The 15,733-nt window shown below is 40.2% G+C and carries 19 protein-coding genes; 1 reads left to right on the top strand and 18 read right to left on the bottom strand.

The window, feature by feature from the left end; translation table 11 throughout:
- Positions 1–5: 5 nt before the first annotated feature.
- From rpiA to HMPREF1518_RS03030, 4 genes are all read right to left on the bottom strand, one after another.
- Positions 6–689, bottom strand: coding sequence for a ribose-5-phosphate isomerase RpiA (rpiA, locus tag HMPREF1518_RS03045; protein ID WP_033584075.1), 684 nt, complete (start codon positions 687–689; stop codon positions 6–8).
- 105 nt (positions 690–794) lie between these two features.
- Entirely contained in the window at positions 795–1,724 is a 930-nt protein-coding gene (locus HMPREF1518_RS03040) for a peptidase U32 family protein (RefSeq protein ID WP_033584073.1), read from the bottom strand.
- Positions 1,725–1,848: 124 nt separating this feature from the next.
- A complete protein-coding gene (locus HMPREF1518_RS03035; RefSeq protein ID WP_033584071.1) occupies positions 1,849–2,529 on the bottom strand; it encodes an ABC transporter ATP-binding protein in 681 nt (226 codons plus the stop codon).
- Between the two features lie 13 nt (positions 2,530–2,542).
- Positions 2,543–3,598, bottom strand: coding sequence for an ABC transporter permease (locus tag HMPREF1518_RS03030; protein WP_033584069.1), 1,056 nt, complete (start codon positions 3,596–3,598; stop codon positions 2,543–2,545).
- Between the two features lie 384 nt (positions 3,599–3,982).
- Here HMPREF1518_RS03030 and HMPREF1518_RS03025 point away from each other — a divergent pair, with 384 nt between their 5' ends.
- Positions 3,983–4,267: a DUF3270 domain-containing protein gene (locus HMPREF1518_RS03025; protein ID WP_001111515.1), complete on the top strand. Its 285-nt coding sequence runs from the start codon at positions 3,983–3,985 to the stop codon at positions 4,265–4,267.
- Between the two features lie 63 nt (positions 4,268–4,330).
- On the opposite strand, the gene HMPREF1518_RS03020 is transcribed toward HMPREF1518_RS03025, so the two are convergent.
- From HMPREF1518_RS03020 to HMPREF1518_RS02960, 14 genes are all read right to left on the bottom strand, one after another.
- Positions 4,331–5,668 carry a sensor histidine kinase gene (locus HMPREF1518_RS03020; protein ID WP_033584067.1) on the bottom strand — a complete coding sequence of 446 codons (1,338 nt, stop codon included), beginning with the start codon at positions 5,666–5,668 and terminating at the stop codon, positions 4,331–4,333.
- On the bottom strand, positions 5,658–6,332 hold the full coding sequence (ciaR, locus tag HMPREF1518_RS03015) for a two-component system response regulator CiaR (RefSeq protein ID WP_000590630.1): 675 nt from the start codon (positions 6,330–6,332) through the stop codon (positions 5,658–5,660). Before ciaR ends, HMPREF1518_RS03020 begins: the two co-directional genes overlap by 11 nt.
- Positions 6,333–6,441: 109 nt before the next feature.
- Positions 6,442–8,988 (bottom strand): M1 family metallopeptidase, encoded by a 2,547-nt coding sequence (locus HMPREF1518_RS03010; protein ID WP_033584065.1) that lies wholly within the window; start codon positions 8,986–8,988, stop codon positions 6,442–6,444.
- A 120-nt stretch (positions 8,989–9,108) separates the two neighbouring features.
- Positions 9,109–9,549 carry an ASCH domain-containing protein gene (locus HMPREF1518_RS03005; RefSeq protein WP_033584063.1) on the bottom strand — a complete coding sequence of 147 codons (441 nt, stop codon included), beginning with the start codon at positions 9,547–9,549 and terminating at the stop codon, positions 9,109–9,111.
- Entirely contained in the window at positions 9,546–10,394 is an 849-nt protein-coding gene (locus HMPREF1518_RS03000) for a putative PEP-binding protein (RefSeq protein ID WP_033584228.1), read from the bottom strand. The genes HMPREF1518_RS03005 and HMPREF1518_RS03000 overlap by 4 nt, the downstream gene beginning before the upstream one ends.
- Before the next feature lie 43 nt (positions 10,395–10,437).
- Positions 10,438–11,043, bottom strand: a complete 606-nt coding sequence (locus tag HMPREF1518_RS02995) for a DUF6707 family protein (RefSeq protein WP_033584061.1) — start codon at positions 11,041–11,043, stop codon at positions 10,438–10,440.
- Positions 11,044–11,104: 61 nt separating this feature from the next.
- On the bottom strand, positions 11,105–11,476 hold the full coding sequence (locus HMPREF1518_RS02990; protein WP_000568346.1) for an Imm51 family immunity protein: 372 nt from the start codon (positions 11,474–11,476) through the stop codon (positions 11,105–11,107).
- Between the two features lie 242 nt (positions 11,477–11,718).
- Positions 11,719–11,874: a hypothetical protein gene (locus HMPREF1518_RS10890; protein ID WP_197018556.1), complete on the bottom strand. Its 156-nt coding sequence runs from the start codon at positions 11,872–11,874 to the stop codon at positions 11,719–11,721.
- A gap of 17 nt (positions 11,875–11,891) precedes the next feature.
- Positions 11,892–12,314, bottom strand: coding sequence for an SMI1/KNR4 family protein (locus HMPREF1518_RS02985; protein WP_033584059.1), 423 nt, complete (start codon positions 12,312–12,314; stop codon positions 11,892–11,894).
- Between the two features lie 17 nt (positions 12,315–12,331).
- Entirely contained in the window at positions 12,332–12,667 is a 336-nt protein-coding gene (locus HMPREF1518_RS02980) for a hypothetical protein (protein ID WP_033584057.1), read from the bottom strand.
- Positions 12,668–12,709: 42 nt separating this feature from the next.
- Positions 12,710–13,408: a 3-oxoacyl-ACP reductase gene (locus HMPREF1518_RS02975; RefSeq protein WP_033584055.1), complete on the bottom strand. Its 699-nt coding sequence runs from the start codon at positions 13,406–13,408 to the stop codon at positions 12,710–12,712.
- A complete protein-coding gene (locus HMPREF1518_RS02970; RefSeq protein WP_033584053.1) occupies positions 13,401–13,637 on the bottom strand; it encodes a DUF2829 domain-containing protein in 237 nt (78 codons plus the stop codon). Before HMPREF1518_RS02970 ends, HMPREF1518_RS02975 begins: the two co-directional genes overlap by 8 nt.
- A 114-nt stretch (positions 13,638–13,751) precedes the next feature.
- Positions 13,752–14,567, bottom strand: a complete 816-nt coding sequence (locus tag HMPREF1518_RS02965; protein ID WP_033584051.1) for a hypothetical protein — start codon at positions 14,565–14,567, stop codon at positions 13,752–13,754.
- A 114-nt stretch (positions 14,568–14,681) separates the two neighbouring features.
- Positions 14,682–15,731, bottom strand: coding sequence for a DNA/RNA non-specific endonuclease (locus tag HMPREF1518_RS02960; RefSeq protein WP_033584049.1), 1,050 nt, complete (start codon positions 15,729–15,731; stop codon positions 14,682–14,684).
- Positions 15,732–15,733 lie beyond the last annotated feature (2 nt).

The raw sequence follows: 15,733 nt of genomic DNA, 5'->3' as shown, positions 1-15,733 counted from the left end.
CTTAGTTATCTTGCTTTTGTTGAAGTTAAAATCTGAACCCCATCTCGTCCCGCTACGATGACCTTATCCACCATTTGGTTAAACAAGCCGTGCTCTACGACACCAACGACATGGTCCAATTCTTGCCCGAAGGCAATTGGATCTTCAATGACATCCAAGGCTAGGTCAATGATAAAGTTCTGCATATCGGTCACAAAACGTTGGCCGTCTTTTTCACGGAAACTTGGTTTGTAGCCAGCTCGCTCAAACCGACGAAAGACCTGTTCTCCACCATACTGAACCACTTCTACAGGCAATTTAAAAGCACCTAGTTTCTTGACCAGTTTGCTTTCATCGACCACCCAAATGTATTCTTTTGAGGGCGTTGCGACAACCTTCTCCATCAGAAGGGCACCACCACCACCTTTGATTCCGTTAAACTGACTATCTACTTCATCCGCCCCGTCAACCGTCACATCGACAAAGTCTACTTGATCAATCGACTTGAGCGGGATGTTAAGACCTTCAGCCTGTTTACTGGTCACACTGGAAGTCGTTACAGCAGTAATCTGCAAACCTTCTTCCTTAATCCGACGACCGATTTCTTCTACGAAATAGTAGGCAGTAGAGCCAGTTCCCAGACCGACTACCATACCATCCTTGACAAACTCAGCAGCCTTGATACCTGCCATCTTTTTCAGATTCTCCACTTAAACACCTCCATTAAAGAGCTACTTTTATTATAACATGTATCCGTTTTTATTTCATGAATACACTTGAAAAACCCGAACATTTTTATTTCGGGTTTTGGTGTCCTATTTAACCATATCAGGATCGTAATCATAGAATCCTGTATCAAGGAAACGGTTTTTAGGGTGTAACTTGCGCACTTCCTCATCTAACAAGAAAGCTTGGTCATGGCTGAAATTTCCCTCTTGGATCAAGCTACGCGCTTGAATAAAGAGTTTGGCAATTTCTACAAAATTTTGACCTGGGGTGTAGAGACCTTCTAGCTTCCAATGAGTAAAGCCGTGATCCACCAACTCTGTCAATTTGGTCATCAAATCAAGGTCATTGTTGGCAAAGATATGGGTACCATGATTGTCTTCAAAGATAGAGTAATGGCTCTCTGGGTCACTTGGCTCTGCCAAGAAGAGGTCACGTTTACGCGTCTTTTCGTCATCGATATGCGTAAAGTTATAGTAGTTTTGCAAGAGCGGACGCTTAGAATGGTGGATGACGCTAGCTCCGTAAACCAAGACTTCAGCAGGAATTGCCAAAATCTCAGGCATCTTGAAGAGCTCGGCAGATGGAATTTCACGCGCCAAAACCGCCTCAGATGCGCCAGCCTTTTGACCCCAGAAGTTAATCTGACGACTGCTTGTCACCATAGTTGAAGCATCGTAGATGGTCTTAAAGGAATAGCCATCACGGTTGACTACGTAAAAAACACCTGCATCCCCAACAGTAATATAGTCTGTCTTGATTTCTTCCAAGAAATCTAGGAAAGGCTTGATACGGTCCATCATATCTTGGTGCATGAGGGCATTAACCGCGACAATCAATTCCTTGCCTGCTTCATGAACCAACTTAGCAATCTCACGCAATTGGTCATGACTAAAAGTCGTTGGCAGACGAAGACCAAAATCTTTCTCACCGACATAGATACGGTCTACACCAGCTTCAAGCAGTTGTTCAACTTGTTCAATACTTTCAGCAGTTGCTGTAATAATAATCTTTTCCATAAGGAAAATTATACCACAATTCTCAAAAATCAGCTATGAATACTAGTAGTTTTATAAAAAGTCAAAGTCTTTTTTAAAGTTTGCAATCAAAAAGTGAACAGTAACTTGTACCATTCACTCTATTTTATGCATGTACTTCTTCAACTAGGTGGCCATCGTTCATGACATAAATACGATCAACCTTATCAAGAAGGCGAGTATCATGCGTAATCATAACAACTCCTCTACCTTGTTCATGGGCAATAGCAGCCAGCATCTCCGTTACTTGGTAAGCACGCTCGGTGTCTAGACTTGCTGTCGGCTCATCTGCAAGCACAATGCTTGGATTGTTATAGAGCGCTCTAGCAATCGCGGCACGCTGACGTTCGCCACCCGATAGAGCTTTGGGATAATGATTTTGAACTTTTTCCAAATCCAACAACTCAAAGAGCTCTTTTCGGTCACTTTTACTATTTTTTCCCTTATCCAGTCTGTCAATCAAATCCAACTGTTCCTTAACTGTTAGGAAAGGAATTAGGTTTGAAGCCTGGAGAATGAAACCAAACTCTCTAAAACGGAGATCTGTTTTTTCCTTCTCCGTCAAACTGCCTGTTTCCTTCCCCTTTACTAGAATCTTTCCACTCGATGCTTCCTGAAGTTGTCCTAGAGTTGTTAAAAAGGTTGTCTTGCCAGAGCCAGAAGGTCCAACAATAGCTACGAACTCTCCCGCATTTAGCTGAAAATTCGTCTCATGCAGGGCAACGACTTTCATCTTTCCTTCCCCGTAGGTTTTTGTCACTTGAGTCATTTCAATCAATGCTGTCATACTATTCTCCTTATCACTCTGCAATCGCAGTAATCGGGTCCACCTTTAGCAAGCGTGGAAGTGAAATGACACCACCTAGAAGGGCCATCAAGGAAATTACCAAGCTTAGAATAGAGTAGGCTATCCAACTTGGGTAGAAAAAGAAGGTAGCTGGTAAGACAAAAATCACCCCTCCGATTGCCAGCAAGGCTAAAGTAATCCCCATACCAGCTAGGAGGAAGATTTGACAGAAAAGAGACCATACAATGGTTTTGATCTGTATTCCTTGAGCTCGCATTATTCCATAAAGTCCTAGTTTTTGGATAGTAATGATATAAACAAAAATCCCCACAATCAAGCCAGTGATGACAATCATAGCGAGAATCATCCCTGAAAATACATTAACCTGAGGTGTGTAGCCAGGAATTTTCGATATCATTTTTGGAATGGAAATCTGTTTCAGTCCGTCGCCAGTCACTTCTCTGTCATTTTTCAATACCAAGGCAGAGATGGAACGATTGGCTTTCAAGGTTCCTTGTAAGGTCCAATAAGTTGTCAGACTCGTAAAGACAACAGGCTCGGTGAAAAACTTATTTCCTTGAGTCAGGCCTACAATCTTGTAGCTTGCCTCGCTTCCATTGAGCTGAATGGCATCACCTAGCTTCATCCCATAGTTCCCAAAAGACTGATCCACAACAACCTCATCATCTCCTTCAGGATAACGTCCCTCCGTCAAACTAGGAGAGATAAAAGAGTCCCAGTCTTGAGCAAAAATGGAAACATTGACCTTTTCACTACCATCGACTAGATTGGTTACAGCGAACATATAGCCCAATGGAGCAGCCTCTTCAGATCTCTTATCCTTGTAGTCCTTTTCAGGAATAAAGGATGCCGTCAAATTATCATTTGCGTAGTCGGATAAAACGATACCCGTTGCTTGCCAATTATCAATAGCTGCTCGGTTATTTCGCACAAGACCAAGAGCTAGACTGGTCATAAAAAAGACCATAAAAGCGATAAGAAAAATGGTAGTTAGAATCAAACTATATCGAAGTTTGTTTCTTACTATTTCTTTGATAGCAAGATACATGCTTATCTCCTTTAACTTTCCCCAGAGGTAGTAAAAAGCCTCCCAGTCCAATAGACAGAATCTCTGTCTTATCATCCATTCAAAACAACTCCTACCTATTCTTTTAAAATGAATCAAGGTAGCAACTTAACAAATCATCTTAGGAAAAAGCCTCAGCTTGCTATCAATTTATATAAGTTATCCTTTCCTTTCTCAGTATATTTATAATAGAGAAAGTCAGGTCATCTGTTTTAAGTGTAACATCCATGCTATCACTTTCTCTAGTGGGTGTCAAGAAGAGTGACTTAAAAGATGATAAGAGACTTTAGTAGTTTTGTAACAATCCTGTAATAATTCTCTGCATAAAAAATGATAAAATAGTTAGGTACTGTTAAGGAGAGAATCATGCCCGCAAGAAAATTAGAAGCTTATGAGTTTGAACAAACTTCCGAATCGAATCAAACTCCGCTTTATCAAGACTATACACTGGAAGCTCCTGTTAGCTCCAATTTAAAAGAAATTTTATTTTTTGTAAATATTGCTTGTTTTTGTATTTTTATGGTGTTTTTTAGTTTTATCTTTTTAGCCTTAAAATTGAACACAGCTTTATCATTTGTTGCTGCTATAGGGGCAAGCTTGGCACTCCTCCAACTCCAACGAAAGATCATTAAACGAAAAATTTCAAAATAAAGGTTGGTAGTGGTACCAACCTCTTTTCTAGTTATCAAAAAAGACAGTTTTAAAACTGTCTTTTTATTTATTCTTACGTTTGGGAGGAGATTGGATAGCAATCTTAATTTCAAAAATCGTTCCTCTAGGCTTGTTATCTTTAACGGTAATCGTTCCTCGTAAGGCATCAACGATTTGCTTGGCCAAAGACAAACCTAGACCAAAACCGCCTTTCTGACGAGTTCTCGCCTTGTCTACACGATAAAAGCGGTCAAAGATTTTCTTCTTATCGGTAGCTGAGATCCCAATTCCGTTATCCGTTACGGATAGATAGAGGTGGCGATCCGTAGCATGGACCACAAACTCAATTTTCCCATCTTCTTCAGTATACTTAATGGCATTATCAAATAAGATAGTCATGAGCTGTTTTAGAAGCAACTGATCGGTCATAAAGGAACGATAAATCCGATTTTCATACTCAAAAATACGATCATTTTCAGAAGCAATCAACTCATAGTTGGCAAAGGTAGTCTTAAAAAACTGTGGTGATACTTCTGCTATTTCTGGTTTGATTCCATCATCTCGACGTGCAAGGTTGAGAAGATTGGTCGTGAGGAAACGCATGTTCCGAACTTCTTCGAGGCTAGAAGCAATGCTTTCGCTGGATTCCATGATCGTCGCTTCCGGTTTTCGAAAGAGATTCTCTAAACGATTTTGTAAAACGGCCAAAGGTGTTCTCAGTTCGTGGCTCGCATTTTCAACAAAGGACTTCTGCTTTTGCATACTTTCCAGCAATGGTTTGACACTGACACGTGCCAGGTAAACACTAGCAATTAAAGACAGAAGCCAGAAACTGGCCATGACCACTACGATTAAATGCTCATGGTTTTGGCTGATTTGCTCGAGCTGACTGGTATTGATTAAAACCGCCGCATATTTGACGTTGCTTGAAACAGTGGACGAATTTGTTTCCATCAAGATCATCCGGTAGGTTTCTTCCTGACCGTAGCTATTGACAACTTGGATTTGCCGAATATGATTCAACTCTTTCTTGTCCAGTTTGATCTTGTCCAAGCCTAAAAAGCGATTGCCCAGTAAGAGTTGGTTAAAATCCTTGTCAAAGAGCAAGACTTCTGTATTGGAGCTAACATTGGGCTTGATTTCAGCCTTGCTGGCATCCGCTGTTGCTGGTTGAATATCCTTGACTTCCTCAGTTGCCCGATTAAGGGCTAATTGGATAACAGCTTGAGGGCTAGTGCTAAGGGCTTGGAGTTTTTCATCTACAGAAGTGTAGAGACTCGAGTGCATGACCTGAAGGATAATCAAGGTCATAGCAGAGAAGATCAGGGTGAACACTCCAAAGTTTCGAATGAAATAGCTGAAATCATCCGCATACCATGTTTTTTTTAGTTTATTGAACATCTTTTAAAATATACCCGACACTACGCAAGGTTTGAAGATTTTCAGCAAAGGCTGTTCCCTTCAATTTCTTACGAACTTTTGAGACATAGACTTCTACAACGGAAATCGTCGTATCGCTATCAAATCCCCATAGGCGGTCAAAAATTTGCGTCTTGGGAAGAATAACATTTTGATTTTGAAGGAAGTAAACCAATAACTCAAACTCTTTTCCGAGTAGTTCCACAGGAGTATCTTCCACCTTCACTTCATTCGTTGAAAGGTTGACGACAATATCCCCATAGGTCAAGGTGTTTTCGTTAAACTTACCTGAACGTTTGAGAAGGGCTTGGATCCGCATTTTAAGTTCTTCTAGATAGAAAGGTTTGGTGAGGTAGTCATCCGCTCCCAACTCAAAACCATGTCCCTTGTCATCCAAACTTTCCTTAGCAGTCATGATAAGGACTGGTGTCGTAATTCCTTTTTCGCGCAACTCTTTCAAGACTTGGAAGCCATTTTTTTCAGGCAACATCAGGTCAAGCAAAATCAAGTCATAGACGCCACTTTCAGCTTCGTAGAGACCTTCTTCTCCATCAAAGACCTGCATGACATCTGCAAAATCATCTAAAAAGTCAAATACTGAATTTGACAGGCCCAGGTCATCTTCTACTAATAAGATTTTTATCATCAGAAACTCCTCCTTGTTATGATTATTATACCAAAATTGCCTTAAAAAAAACTCAACTCTCTCTCGTTTTCAGATAGAAAGTTGAGTTTTTGTTTACATTTCAAACGAATTAAGCTTTGGCATATTGGGCTACAACAGCTTCGACTGCTGCTTTCTCACGCTTAATCAAGTCAACACGCGCTGCGATATCTTTGATCCCCATGCGGATGTTACGGCTAAGAGCAAGGTCAGAGAGTTGTGGCTCAAAGAATTCCTTGTACTCTGCCAAGCGTTGCTCAGTTTTAAAGATGTGTGATGGGAAGATGACAAAGCTATCAAAACTCATGTCGCCACCGAGAGCTGCCTTGATCCAATCCCAGTTTTCACGCGCCCAAACCCAAACAGTTTCTTGGGTAGCTTGGTGTCCTAGGAATTGAAGGTACCAAGAAGAAAGGTCCTGTGGTTTGACTACAAATTTATCTTTCCATGAGTCAATCAAGGTTTGGATATTGTCGGCATCTGTGCTATATGCTAGAGCAGCTGCCAACTGGCGTTTAAAGACCGCATCTGTGGCATGAGTGTAGAGGTCCAGATAAGCTGCAACCAAATCCTTTGTCTCATGGTGTTTCATCTCATTGATGAGCACTTGAGCACGAATTGCTGCTGGAAGTCCTGCAAGATTTTCCTTGTGAGCTGCAAAGATTTGGCTAGCGACTTGACTAGCTTCTGCATCATTAGAGCGAATCATCATGGAAATGGTCAACTGACGAACCAATTCGTCTTCATCTGATTCACCATCTTTAGCTTCAAAACCAAGACGGTCATAGTTGTGACGAGCCAATTTAGCAACGAGTGTATTAAAGGCTTTCTCAGTTGCTGTTCCTTCATCGATAAAGCGCTCAAGGGCAGCAATCACTTGATATACAGCTGAAACTACCAAGTAAGACTCTTCCTTAGCTAGTTTATCAAGGACTGGAAGCAAGTCTGCATAAGAAATGTGCCCTGCTTCAGCCAACAAACGACGTTCTTGAACAATTTGCTGTTTGCTTGTGTTATCAAGTGTCTCTAGCTCAGCAAGAACAGCTTCTAACAAGTCTCCTTGATAGTCGGTAATATAGTGGGCAGTATTTTCAGTGTTGAGACGAAGAGCTCCTTCATTTTCAGCAAGAAGCGCTGCATAACCTGGAATTTCGATGCTTTCAGTTTCGAGTGTATCTGGCAAACCTTTCCAGTTACTGTTAAGGGGTACTACCCAAAGACGATTCTTGTCTTCGTGCTCACCGATGAAGAATTGTTTTTGTGAAATCTTCAAGACATCATTTTCAACTTTGACAGTGAGAACTGGATATCCAGGCTGTTCCAACCAAGAATCCATGAAGGCTGCGACATCACGACCTGATGCTTGTCCGAGGGCATTCCAAAGGTCACGACCGATGGTGTTGCTGTACTGGTGCTTTTCAAAGTAAGCATGCAAGCCTTTAGCAAAATCAGCATCACCTAGCCAACGACGAAGCATGTGCATGAGACGGCTTCCTTTGGCATAGACGATAGCTCCGTCAAAGAGGGTATTGATTTCATCTGGGTGTTTAACTTCAACATGGACAGACTGAACACCATCCGTCGCATCGCGTTTAAGTGCCGCTGGAACACCACCTGTTTGGAAATCTTCAAAAATATTCCAACTTGGCTCGATGGCATCGACACAGACGTATTCCATCATGTTAGCGAAGCTTTCATTGAGCCAGAGGTCATCCCACCATTTCATAGTCACGAGGTTACCAAACCATTGGTGAGCCAACTCATGTGCTACAACTAGGGCAACTTGTTGACGGCTAGCAAAGGTTGAGTTCTCATCCACAACCAAGTAAACTTCACGGTAGGTTACCAGACCCCAGTTTTCCATGGCACCTGCTGAGAAGTCAGGGAGGGCGATATGGAGAGATTGAGGGATTGGGTACTTAACTCCGTAGTAATCTTCGTAAAACTCGATTGAGCGAACGGCAATGTCCAATGAGAAATCAAGGTTTGATAGTGGATGTGCTTTGGTTGAGTATACTCCTACGAGGGTACCATTCTTGGTTTTAGCGGTCACCCCTTGCAAGTCACCAGCAACAAAAGCCAATAAGTAAGATGACATGCGAGGTGTTGTCGCAAACTTCCAGATGCCTGTTTGCTTGCGGTTTTCAACATCTATTTCTGGCATGTTAGACAAGGCCAACTCACCTTCTGCTTGGTCAAAACGGAGAGCGAGATCAAAGGTTGCTTTGGCTTCTGGCTCATCCACACACGGAAAGGCTTCACGCGCAAAATGGCTTTCAAACTGAGTAGACAATACTTCCTTCTTGACACCATCCACTGTGTAGTAAGAAGGGTAAATACCTGTCATGTTGTCTGTGATTTTTCCTGAAAAAGCGATGACTAATTCAACTTGACCAGCCTCAGCCAATTCGACATGAAGGGCTTCATTTTCATGATCAACTGAAAATGGACGAGCTTGACCCGCAACTTCTACAGAAGCGATTTCCAAATCTTTTTGGTGAAGGGAAATACGGTCACTCTTGGCTTGACCAGTGATGGTCACCTTCCCAGAAAATGTCTTGGTCTCACGACTCAAGTCCAAAAATAAATCATAATGTTCAGGAACAAATTGCGTAATAAAATGTTCAACTGCTTGCATAGTTTTCTCCTATTCTAAGTTTAAGAGTTTTACTCTTCTTCAAACAAACATATTATATCATGTTTTGCTTTAGAAAAAAGGATTGGACGGTAATTTCCAAAACTTTCTTCCTTCTACAGTCTACAGTGGGTAGACCTTGCGAAATTCTTCCAAAACGACCTTGCTGTCAGGTGTAAAAGTCAGTCCAGCCTCCCTCATCCACTCGGTGAAAAAGTCCTCATGAACCTGGCGCCAATAGGCTAAAGATTTGTCTCCCTCACCTTCCTTGTAGGCATGGTCTGCAGAAACTTGATTGAAAGGCTGAACGGAAACCTTGGTAATTTCGACAATGCAGACAGCCTGATTTTGACTGTCTAAAATGACATCGAAGGTTCCTTCTTGTGGAAGAGATTCGTCTTCTAGTGCGTAGAGGTCGTAGACTGAGGCGGTTGCTGTCTTTTCGCCTTTTAAAACCAAATCTGCCAAGGCATCGGCTTCCACTCCAAAAGCCCAGGCATCTATCTCATCTCCAATCGAGGGGTTAATTTGCTTGTATGCATTCCACATTTCTTGCGGTGTCATGGGTTGCTCCTTTGTAATTTTTTACTTTCTTCTTTTACACGTTTGAGGTGGTCTGGATGATCAATCTCTAAATCAAAAATCTCTGGAATAGAACTGTAGTGGATAATACACTTGATACCCATCTGATTCATTTTTTGTATGAAAGAAGCATTCAGATAGCCTGCTACAGCAAAGTCAATCTTTTTCATCTTCGCTTTATCCTGCATCTGTCTTAGCATATCTAACATAATGGGACTTTCCATATCATGCCATTGACTATTTCTCACAGTCGCAAAAACAAAAGAAGTCAAATCATTCATTCCAACTATAATCTTTGAAATACCCGTTTCCAGTATCCTGTACAAGTCAAAATAAGCTGACGGTAATTCAATCATTGTGCCGATTTTCCCAGTAAAACCATGCTGACGTAATACTGTAATAGCTTGTTTTAATTGGTCGGCATCATTGACAAAAGGAAAGATAACAGACAGATTGGGATTTGTATGATAAACTTCTGTAACGACATTTGCCTCAGCCTGAAATTCATTCGGACACGCCAGCAAACGCCTTATCCCTCTATATCCAAATAAGGGATGATTTTCATCAAAATACTCTTTAGTCCCCTTTAGACAATTAGCTTCTGTATTCGTTAATTCTGAAAAACGATACCACACCTCTTCACCAGAGTACAAGGAGCAAATGGTATCTAGATAATCTTTTACAAATTGCTGACAACTTGCTAATAGGATGTTTTGATTGAGCTCTCTCAGTAAGTATTCCCCACGAATCATACCGACGTGGTGCAATAACTGAGGAAAAACTTTTTCAGCGATTTTCTCGCCGCTAAGGGCTAGCTGGTTCTTCATAGCCATTCACCTCTTTCCATCCTTTAAATTTAGCCACACTTCCTCATCCCTTAAAAGGGAAAAGGCTAACAATACCTTGCTCCTTGATAAAGCTTTGTAATCTTTCGATTTGTTCTTCTATTTTAGACTGGATATCCGCCTCGTCCAGAGTTGATTCCGCACTAAATAACTCGAGTTTTAACAAGTCTGCTAAGTAAAGTAAGCGCCATTCAATTTCAGATGTAAAGGTCGAAGCTTGCTCGATTTTTGCAAGCTTTTGTTCCAAAGTATCACCATTCAAAAATCTCTGATGTACTCTCCTTCTTATTTTTCTAGTTGATTTCTCCCCAGAATCTAGTGGACTTAAAAGGAGATTTTGATAGATGGATACCTGATTTTCCGTCTGCTTTTCCATATAGGCCAACAAGACTATCGAACTCTCAACAAAGGTCCAACTATTATAATCTCCTTCAAAGGGAATTTGTAGCAAAATATCTAACAACTTTTTAGCTAGTTCTTTTTGACCATATAGATAGAGTAAATAAGCAAGGTGATTAAGAGACTCAAGATAGGAACAGTTGGTCTTCTTGTACTTTTTTAATATTTTTTCTACATAGGGTTTTAAATCAGAATGATTTTCCACTAGCTCAAATACTTCTATCAGCTTCATCTTAACTCCTTTGTGTCTTTTCCCTAGTCAAATATCTAGTAGTTAAAGCTTTTCTAATCAGCTAATCTAACTCTGCTCGACTAAACAAGTCTATCATAGACTCAGAATCGTCGCAAAACTCCTTAAAACCTAAAGCAAATGTTGCTAAGGCATCAATATTGGAAGAATAGGCACAAAACATACTCCCTTCTGGATCAAAGTCAATAGATTCGCTTAATTCAGGCATTTTTTCCTCTAAAAATATCAAAGCAAGAGATGCCCAATCGTATCCATTTCCTTCGAATCCCTCATCTTCCCGAGTGTCGAATACTTCCTGTCTGTATTCTCCATCAGGATAATAAATGAGCGACCCTCGAACACTTTGTGTCTCTTCATCATGGACTAAAAATTTAAAAGGTGAAATTTTTTTATTTACCATTTTGTAATCTATCATTTCTTGACTCCTTACTGTATTCGCTTATGTTTAATAGAACTATGCAAATCCAGCTTAGTTACTAGGCAAAGGGAATAAAAGTATCATGTTGATTATAATAAATTAAGGCATCGACCAAGTATTCAGGGCTTGCGTCTGGCTTTTCATCCAATGCACTAGAAGGACATCTATCAGATGCTCACCATAATATACCAGATTAAGATTTCTCTCTACTACTTCCCACAGGGTAGACATCTTTATCATCAACTACAACTGGATAATCCGACACCAAAATAAAGGCTATCGAAAGCCAAATTCCCTTCATCATTGTCATAGAGGCAAAAGTCATCTTGAGTACATTGTTCTAACTTAACTTGCTCTAAAATATCTGCTAGTGAAAAGAATTGGTATTTACGCATGATTGCTCCTTTTATTTCTACTCACCTTCCACAAAACTAGTCAGAAAAGCCTCAAATGAAAGCCATTGACCAAAAATCTCAGCTCTTTCTTCTAAAACATAGTAGTAAACCTTGCCATAATCTTCTTCCCTTAGAGACAGAGCATAGTTTCCAGACCCAGGATCATAGGCAAAATGAAGGAGGTCTTTAGCCTGAAATCCAGCAGGAACAACCTCATCGTCAAACCAGTTGAGGGCCTTCTCCATCTCCTCTAATGAATAAAAAGCATTGAAAGGAAAGAGATGTTTGTCATCATGAACACCAGACACACAAGATTGACCACCATTGTACTTGAGATAAAAGTTTAACATGGCTTCCGGCAATTTCTTTCCGAGGTTCTCCTCAAATTGTAAAAGGTCTTCTCTTGTAATTGGCTCATTCGCATCTGTTGCTCTCAGCATAATTATCCCTCCGGTTTTTACAATCTTTCTTCTAAGACCTTGTCAATAAAGTCATAGACAGTTGCAGCAACTTTTTGCATTTCTAAAGAGCCCAAAGCACCCAAATCATTTTCATAAATGCAATCATCAGCATTTTTCTTGATAAAGTAGGCCAAATCTCCCTCTTGACCAATCATAAAGAAGTCTGGTTCATCTACTTCTATCTGATAGGTCTCATTACGCTCTAAGAGATCCTCCTTAGAATATAAACAGATACCTGAGTCACCAATCTCATAAGGATCCACTTCGTCCCATTCCAATAAAAACTGATGGTAGAAACTTGGAAACTCAAATCCAAATATATCTTGTTCCATCTTTAACCTCCAATAGTGAACAATGCAAACTGTACCAAAGCATCACTTCAAACTCCAGCCACCATCCACTGTCAGGACTTGTCCTTGCATGGCGCTCGCCTTTTCACTTGCTAAGAAAAGGCTAATCTCTGCTACTTCCTCTGGCTCAATCCAGCGCTTGATTGGCGTTTCACTAGCCACCCAGTCAGCCAATCCACCTGGTTCAAAGTCCGCAGCGGTCATAGCTGTCTTGACTGCTCCTGGAGCAATCCCAAAGACCTGAATACCAGCCTCAGCATAGTCTAGAGCCAACTGCTTGGTAAAGCCAGCTAAGGCGTGCTTAGACGAGGTATAGGCGTGACCACCTCCGCCAGCTAGACTTGAAGCAATCGAACACATATTGATGATGATTCCTTTTTTATTTTCCAGCATTTGCGTCAAATAATAACGAGTCAACTCGACAGGAGTCATATAGTTGATTTCAAAAATCTCTTGAATTTCCTGGGCTGATTGTTCCAATAGGGGTTTGTAAGCATCCAAAACTCCTGCAGTATTGCACAAAACATCCACCCGAGGGCACCAGTCAAAAACAGGTTTCAAGTCCAAGGTCAAATCTCTCTGTAAAAAGTAGAAATCACCCTCCAAGAATGGATTTTCACCTTGATCAACTCCATATACTTGATAACCCTTCTCTAAAAAGAGGCGGGCTTGAGCCAGACCAATCCCTGAACTTACTCCCGTAATCAATACACGTCTAGTCATGGACTTCTACCCAGTCCGTCGCCAAAATATCACAAGGTGTCGGGCTCCACATGGAAAAACCTTCCCCTTCTCCAGACACGTTGATTAGGAAATAAGGCGTCACTTCAAGTGCAACCCCGTTTTGCTCGATGGTGTCAAAAAGTTGGACATAGTTTTCTGCCCCTCCCCAACCAGTTCGTACATATTTTTTCTTAGCCTTTAACCCAGGCAGGATTTCTTCAAAAGTCATGATGTTCTCCTTTAATTCTACATTCTTCATTTAATTATAACAAAAAACCGTTTTCCAACGGCTTTTTGACTGTGTCTTAATTCAATAAAACAAATAGCTATCCAATTTTTTTTATTATTTCAGTTCAATTAATTTATTGTAGATTTTCTCAGTCAGTTCTTTCTGTTGCGTTCCTGTTAAATGGTGCGAAGTGCGAATTAATATGGTTCCATAAACATAGTGTGATCCCGGATTCAAAGCAGTTCCATCAAAAGCACTAATATAAGTATTGCGTTTCTCTGCATCTTCTTTTGTCTTATAAACCTCTATATTTCCACCAGCATCATTACCTTTTTGAACAATATCTGAGCCTTCTACAGATTCATTCACTTGCTTGTCAACAAAATATACAGACGCTGTATACCCACCTTGTTTATTTAATTTTTTATTAGGGTCATTATCCTCCGTAACAGATTGTACTCCAGTAATTGATTCAATTTCTTTGAGTCTTTCTTCAATAAAAGAACTTGAAGGATTTGTAATTTGTTTTAATTGAAGAATGCTATTTTGATAGTGAATCAATTTTTCAGATAAATTCTTTTTTGTTTCACTATAATCTAATGGTTGACTTAATTCTTCAATTTGCTTCTCAATCTTAGCAGTCGCTTTCTCCATTTCTGGTGCTTTACGAAGTGAATCTTTGCTATCCTTTATAGTTGATTTCAATTCTTCCAATGTCTTAGAATCAAGAGGTTCTTCATCATTATCAACAACCTTTTCAGCCTCAGCTATTTGATCTTCAACTTCTTTATTTTTTTCATTTAAATCCTTTACTACATCTTCAAACTTAGTCACAGCAGCTTGATGTGGCGCATAGGACAAGAAATAGTAGCCCAGACCAGAAATTCCTATGATGAGACACATTGACAATATCATTATTTTTTTCTTCATTTCAATCTCCAAAAAGTATTTAATATCTTCACAATTTTACTATAATACATCAAAACAAGCAACAAAAAAACCGTTTTCCAACGGCTTTTTGACTGTATATCTACTAAATTCTTCCTACCACTGCAATCCAGCTTCTCTGATTTCTTTCTTAGAAGCAAATTTACCATTTGGTCTGTGCCATCTCCCTTTTCTATCTCTGAAGTAGCCACCTGAATTTGTTGATTGCGAGTTTGATTCCTGGCTTTCTTCCTTTTCTTGTGCGGCTTGGCGAGCTTTTTCTTGCTCTTCTTCTTTTGCTTTCTTTTCAGCTGCTTCTTTTTCCTCAGCCTCTTTCTTGGCTTTTTCCTCAGCTTCCTTCTTGGCTTTTTCCTCAGCTTCCTTCTTAGCCTTTTCTTTTATCTTTGCATTTTCAACTGTATTTTTAGCAGTACCATCCAAATAATTGATTTCCGCATTAACTGAAACATTGTCTAAAACGACATGCGTCACAGAATACTGATCAACCTTTTCTTTACTACCACCCAGCTTGATTTCCAAAAGTTTGCCATTTTCATCTATTCCCACATACTGCAATTCAATCTGTCTCGGAATCAATTCATCTTTTTGATAGATTGGGGTCACCTTGTAGTCAAGATAGTAGTTTGGGTGATTAGCCAGCCAAGAGTCCAACCGATTTTCATAATAAAGCATGCTACTTTGGTTTTGGTCATCTGTTCCAGAATAATTTCCAGCATTGAGCCAGTTAGTCATAGGAACCAAGTTTTTCTTTTCATCGTTTAATCCACTAAACTGGTACCCAACCAAATGACCACGACTCATCAACCAAGCTTCTTTTTTACCATCACCATAAAAGAATTTATAATTGTGCCAACCAACCGGGTTATAACTTATCTTAGGCTCTCTCTTCTCTTTTGGTTCATCACTGTCCTTAAGTTGAATATGAGCACCTGTTGCGCGTGATTTAGAATCTAATTCTCCAAGTTCTAGTTGCTTCTCATTTTTAAAAGGCAAGAGTCCAGCTTCTTTAAACAACTTCTCATCAAACTTGATTTGCTTCTGTTCAATTTTTTCTTCTGGGACCTTTGATTCCGCCTTATGTCCAGAACAAGCAACTAGTGTTGTGATTGAAATCAAGGCAATTGAGAAGGATAGTAGCTTTTTCATAA

This window comes from Streptococcus sp. SR1, assembly GCF_000526075.1.
Classification (GTDB): domain Bacteria; phylum Bacillota; class Bacilli; order Lactobacillales; family Streptococcaceae; genus Streptococcus; species Streptococcus halitosis.
Note: the sequence above shows the minus strand (reverse complement) of the source record. Positions and strands in the feature narration are given on the sequence as shown.

Bases quoted from the DNA above. Each gene is read 5' to 3' on its own strand.
- HMPREF1518_RS03040 (WP_033584073.1), bottom strand. From the start codon at position 1,724: ATGGAAAAGATTATTATTACAGCAACTGCTGAAAGTATTGAACAAGTT.
- HMPREF1518_RS03035 (WP_033584071.1), bottom strand. From the start codon at position 2,529: ATGACAGCATTGATTGAAATGACTCAAGTGACAAAAACCTACGGGGAA.
- HMPREF1518_RS03030 (WP_033584069.1), bottom strand. From the start codon at position 3,598: ATGTATCTTGCTATCAAAGAAATAGTAAGAAACAAACTTCGATATAGT.
- HMPREF1518_RS03025 (WP_001111515.1), top strand. From the start codon at position 3,983: ATGCCCGCAAGAAAATTAGAAGCTTATGAGTTTGAACAAACTTCCGAA.
- HMPREF1518_RS03020 (WP_033584067.1), bottom strand. From the start codon at position 5,668: ATGTTCAATAAACTAAAAAAAACATGGTATGCGGATGATTTCAGCTAT.
- ciaR (WP_000590630.1), bottom strand. From the start codon at position 6,332: ATGATAAAAATCTTATTAGTAGAAGATGACCTGGGCCTGTCAAATTCA.
- HMPREF1518_RS03010 (WP_033584065.1), bottom strand. From the start codon at position 8,988: ATGCAAGCAGTTGAACATTTTATTACGCAATTTGTTCCTGAACATTAT.
- HMPREF1518_RS03005 (WP_033584063.1), bottom strand. From the start codon at position 9,549: ATGACACCGCAAGAAATGTGGAATGCATACAAGCAAATTAACCCCTCG.
- HMPREF1518_RS03000 (WP_033584228.1), bottom strand. From the start codon at position 10,394: ATGAAGAACCAGCTAGCCCTTAGCGGCGAGAAAATCGCTGAAAAAGTT.
- HMPREF1518_RS02995 (WP_033584061.1), bottom strand. From the start codon at position 11,043: ATGAAGCTGATAGAAGTATTTGAGCTAGTGGAAAATCATTCTGATTTA.
- HMPREF1518_RS02990 (WP_000568346.1), bottom strand. From the start codon at position 11,476: ATGATAGATTACAAAATGGTAAATAAAAAAATTTCACCTTTTAAATTT.
- HMPREF1518_RS10890 (WP_197018556.1), bottom strand. From the start codon at position 11,874: ATGCGTAAATACCAATTCTTTTCACTAGCAGATATTTTAGAGCAAGTT.
- HMPREF1518_RS02985 (WP_033584059.1), bottom strand. From the start codon at position 12,314: ATGCTGAGAGCAACAGATGCGAATGAGCCAATTACAAGAGAAGACCTT.
- HMPREF1518_RS02980 (WP_033584057.1), bottom strand. From the start codon at position 12,667: ATGGAACAAGATATATTTGGATTTGAGTTTCCAAGTTTCTACCATCAG.
- HMPREF1518_RS02975 (WP_033584055.1), bottom strand. From the start codon at position 13,408: ATGACTAGACGTGTATTGATTACGGGAGTAAGTTCAGGGATTGGTCTG.
- HMPREF1518_RS02970 (WP_033584053.1), bottom strand. From the start codon at position 13,637: ATGACTTTTGAAGAAATCCTGCCTGGGTTAAAGGCTAAGAAAAAATAT.
- HMPREF1518_RS02965 (WP_033584051.1), bottom strand. From the start codon at position 14,567: ATGAAGAAAAAAATAATGATATTGTCAATGTGTCTCATCATAGGAATT.
- HMPREF1518_RS02960 (WP_033584049.1), bottom strand. From the start codon at position 15,731: ATGAAAAAGCTACTATCCTTCTCAATTGCCTTGATTTCAATCACAACA.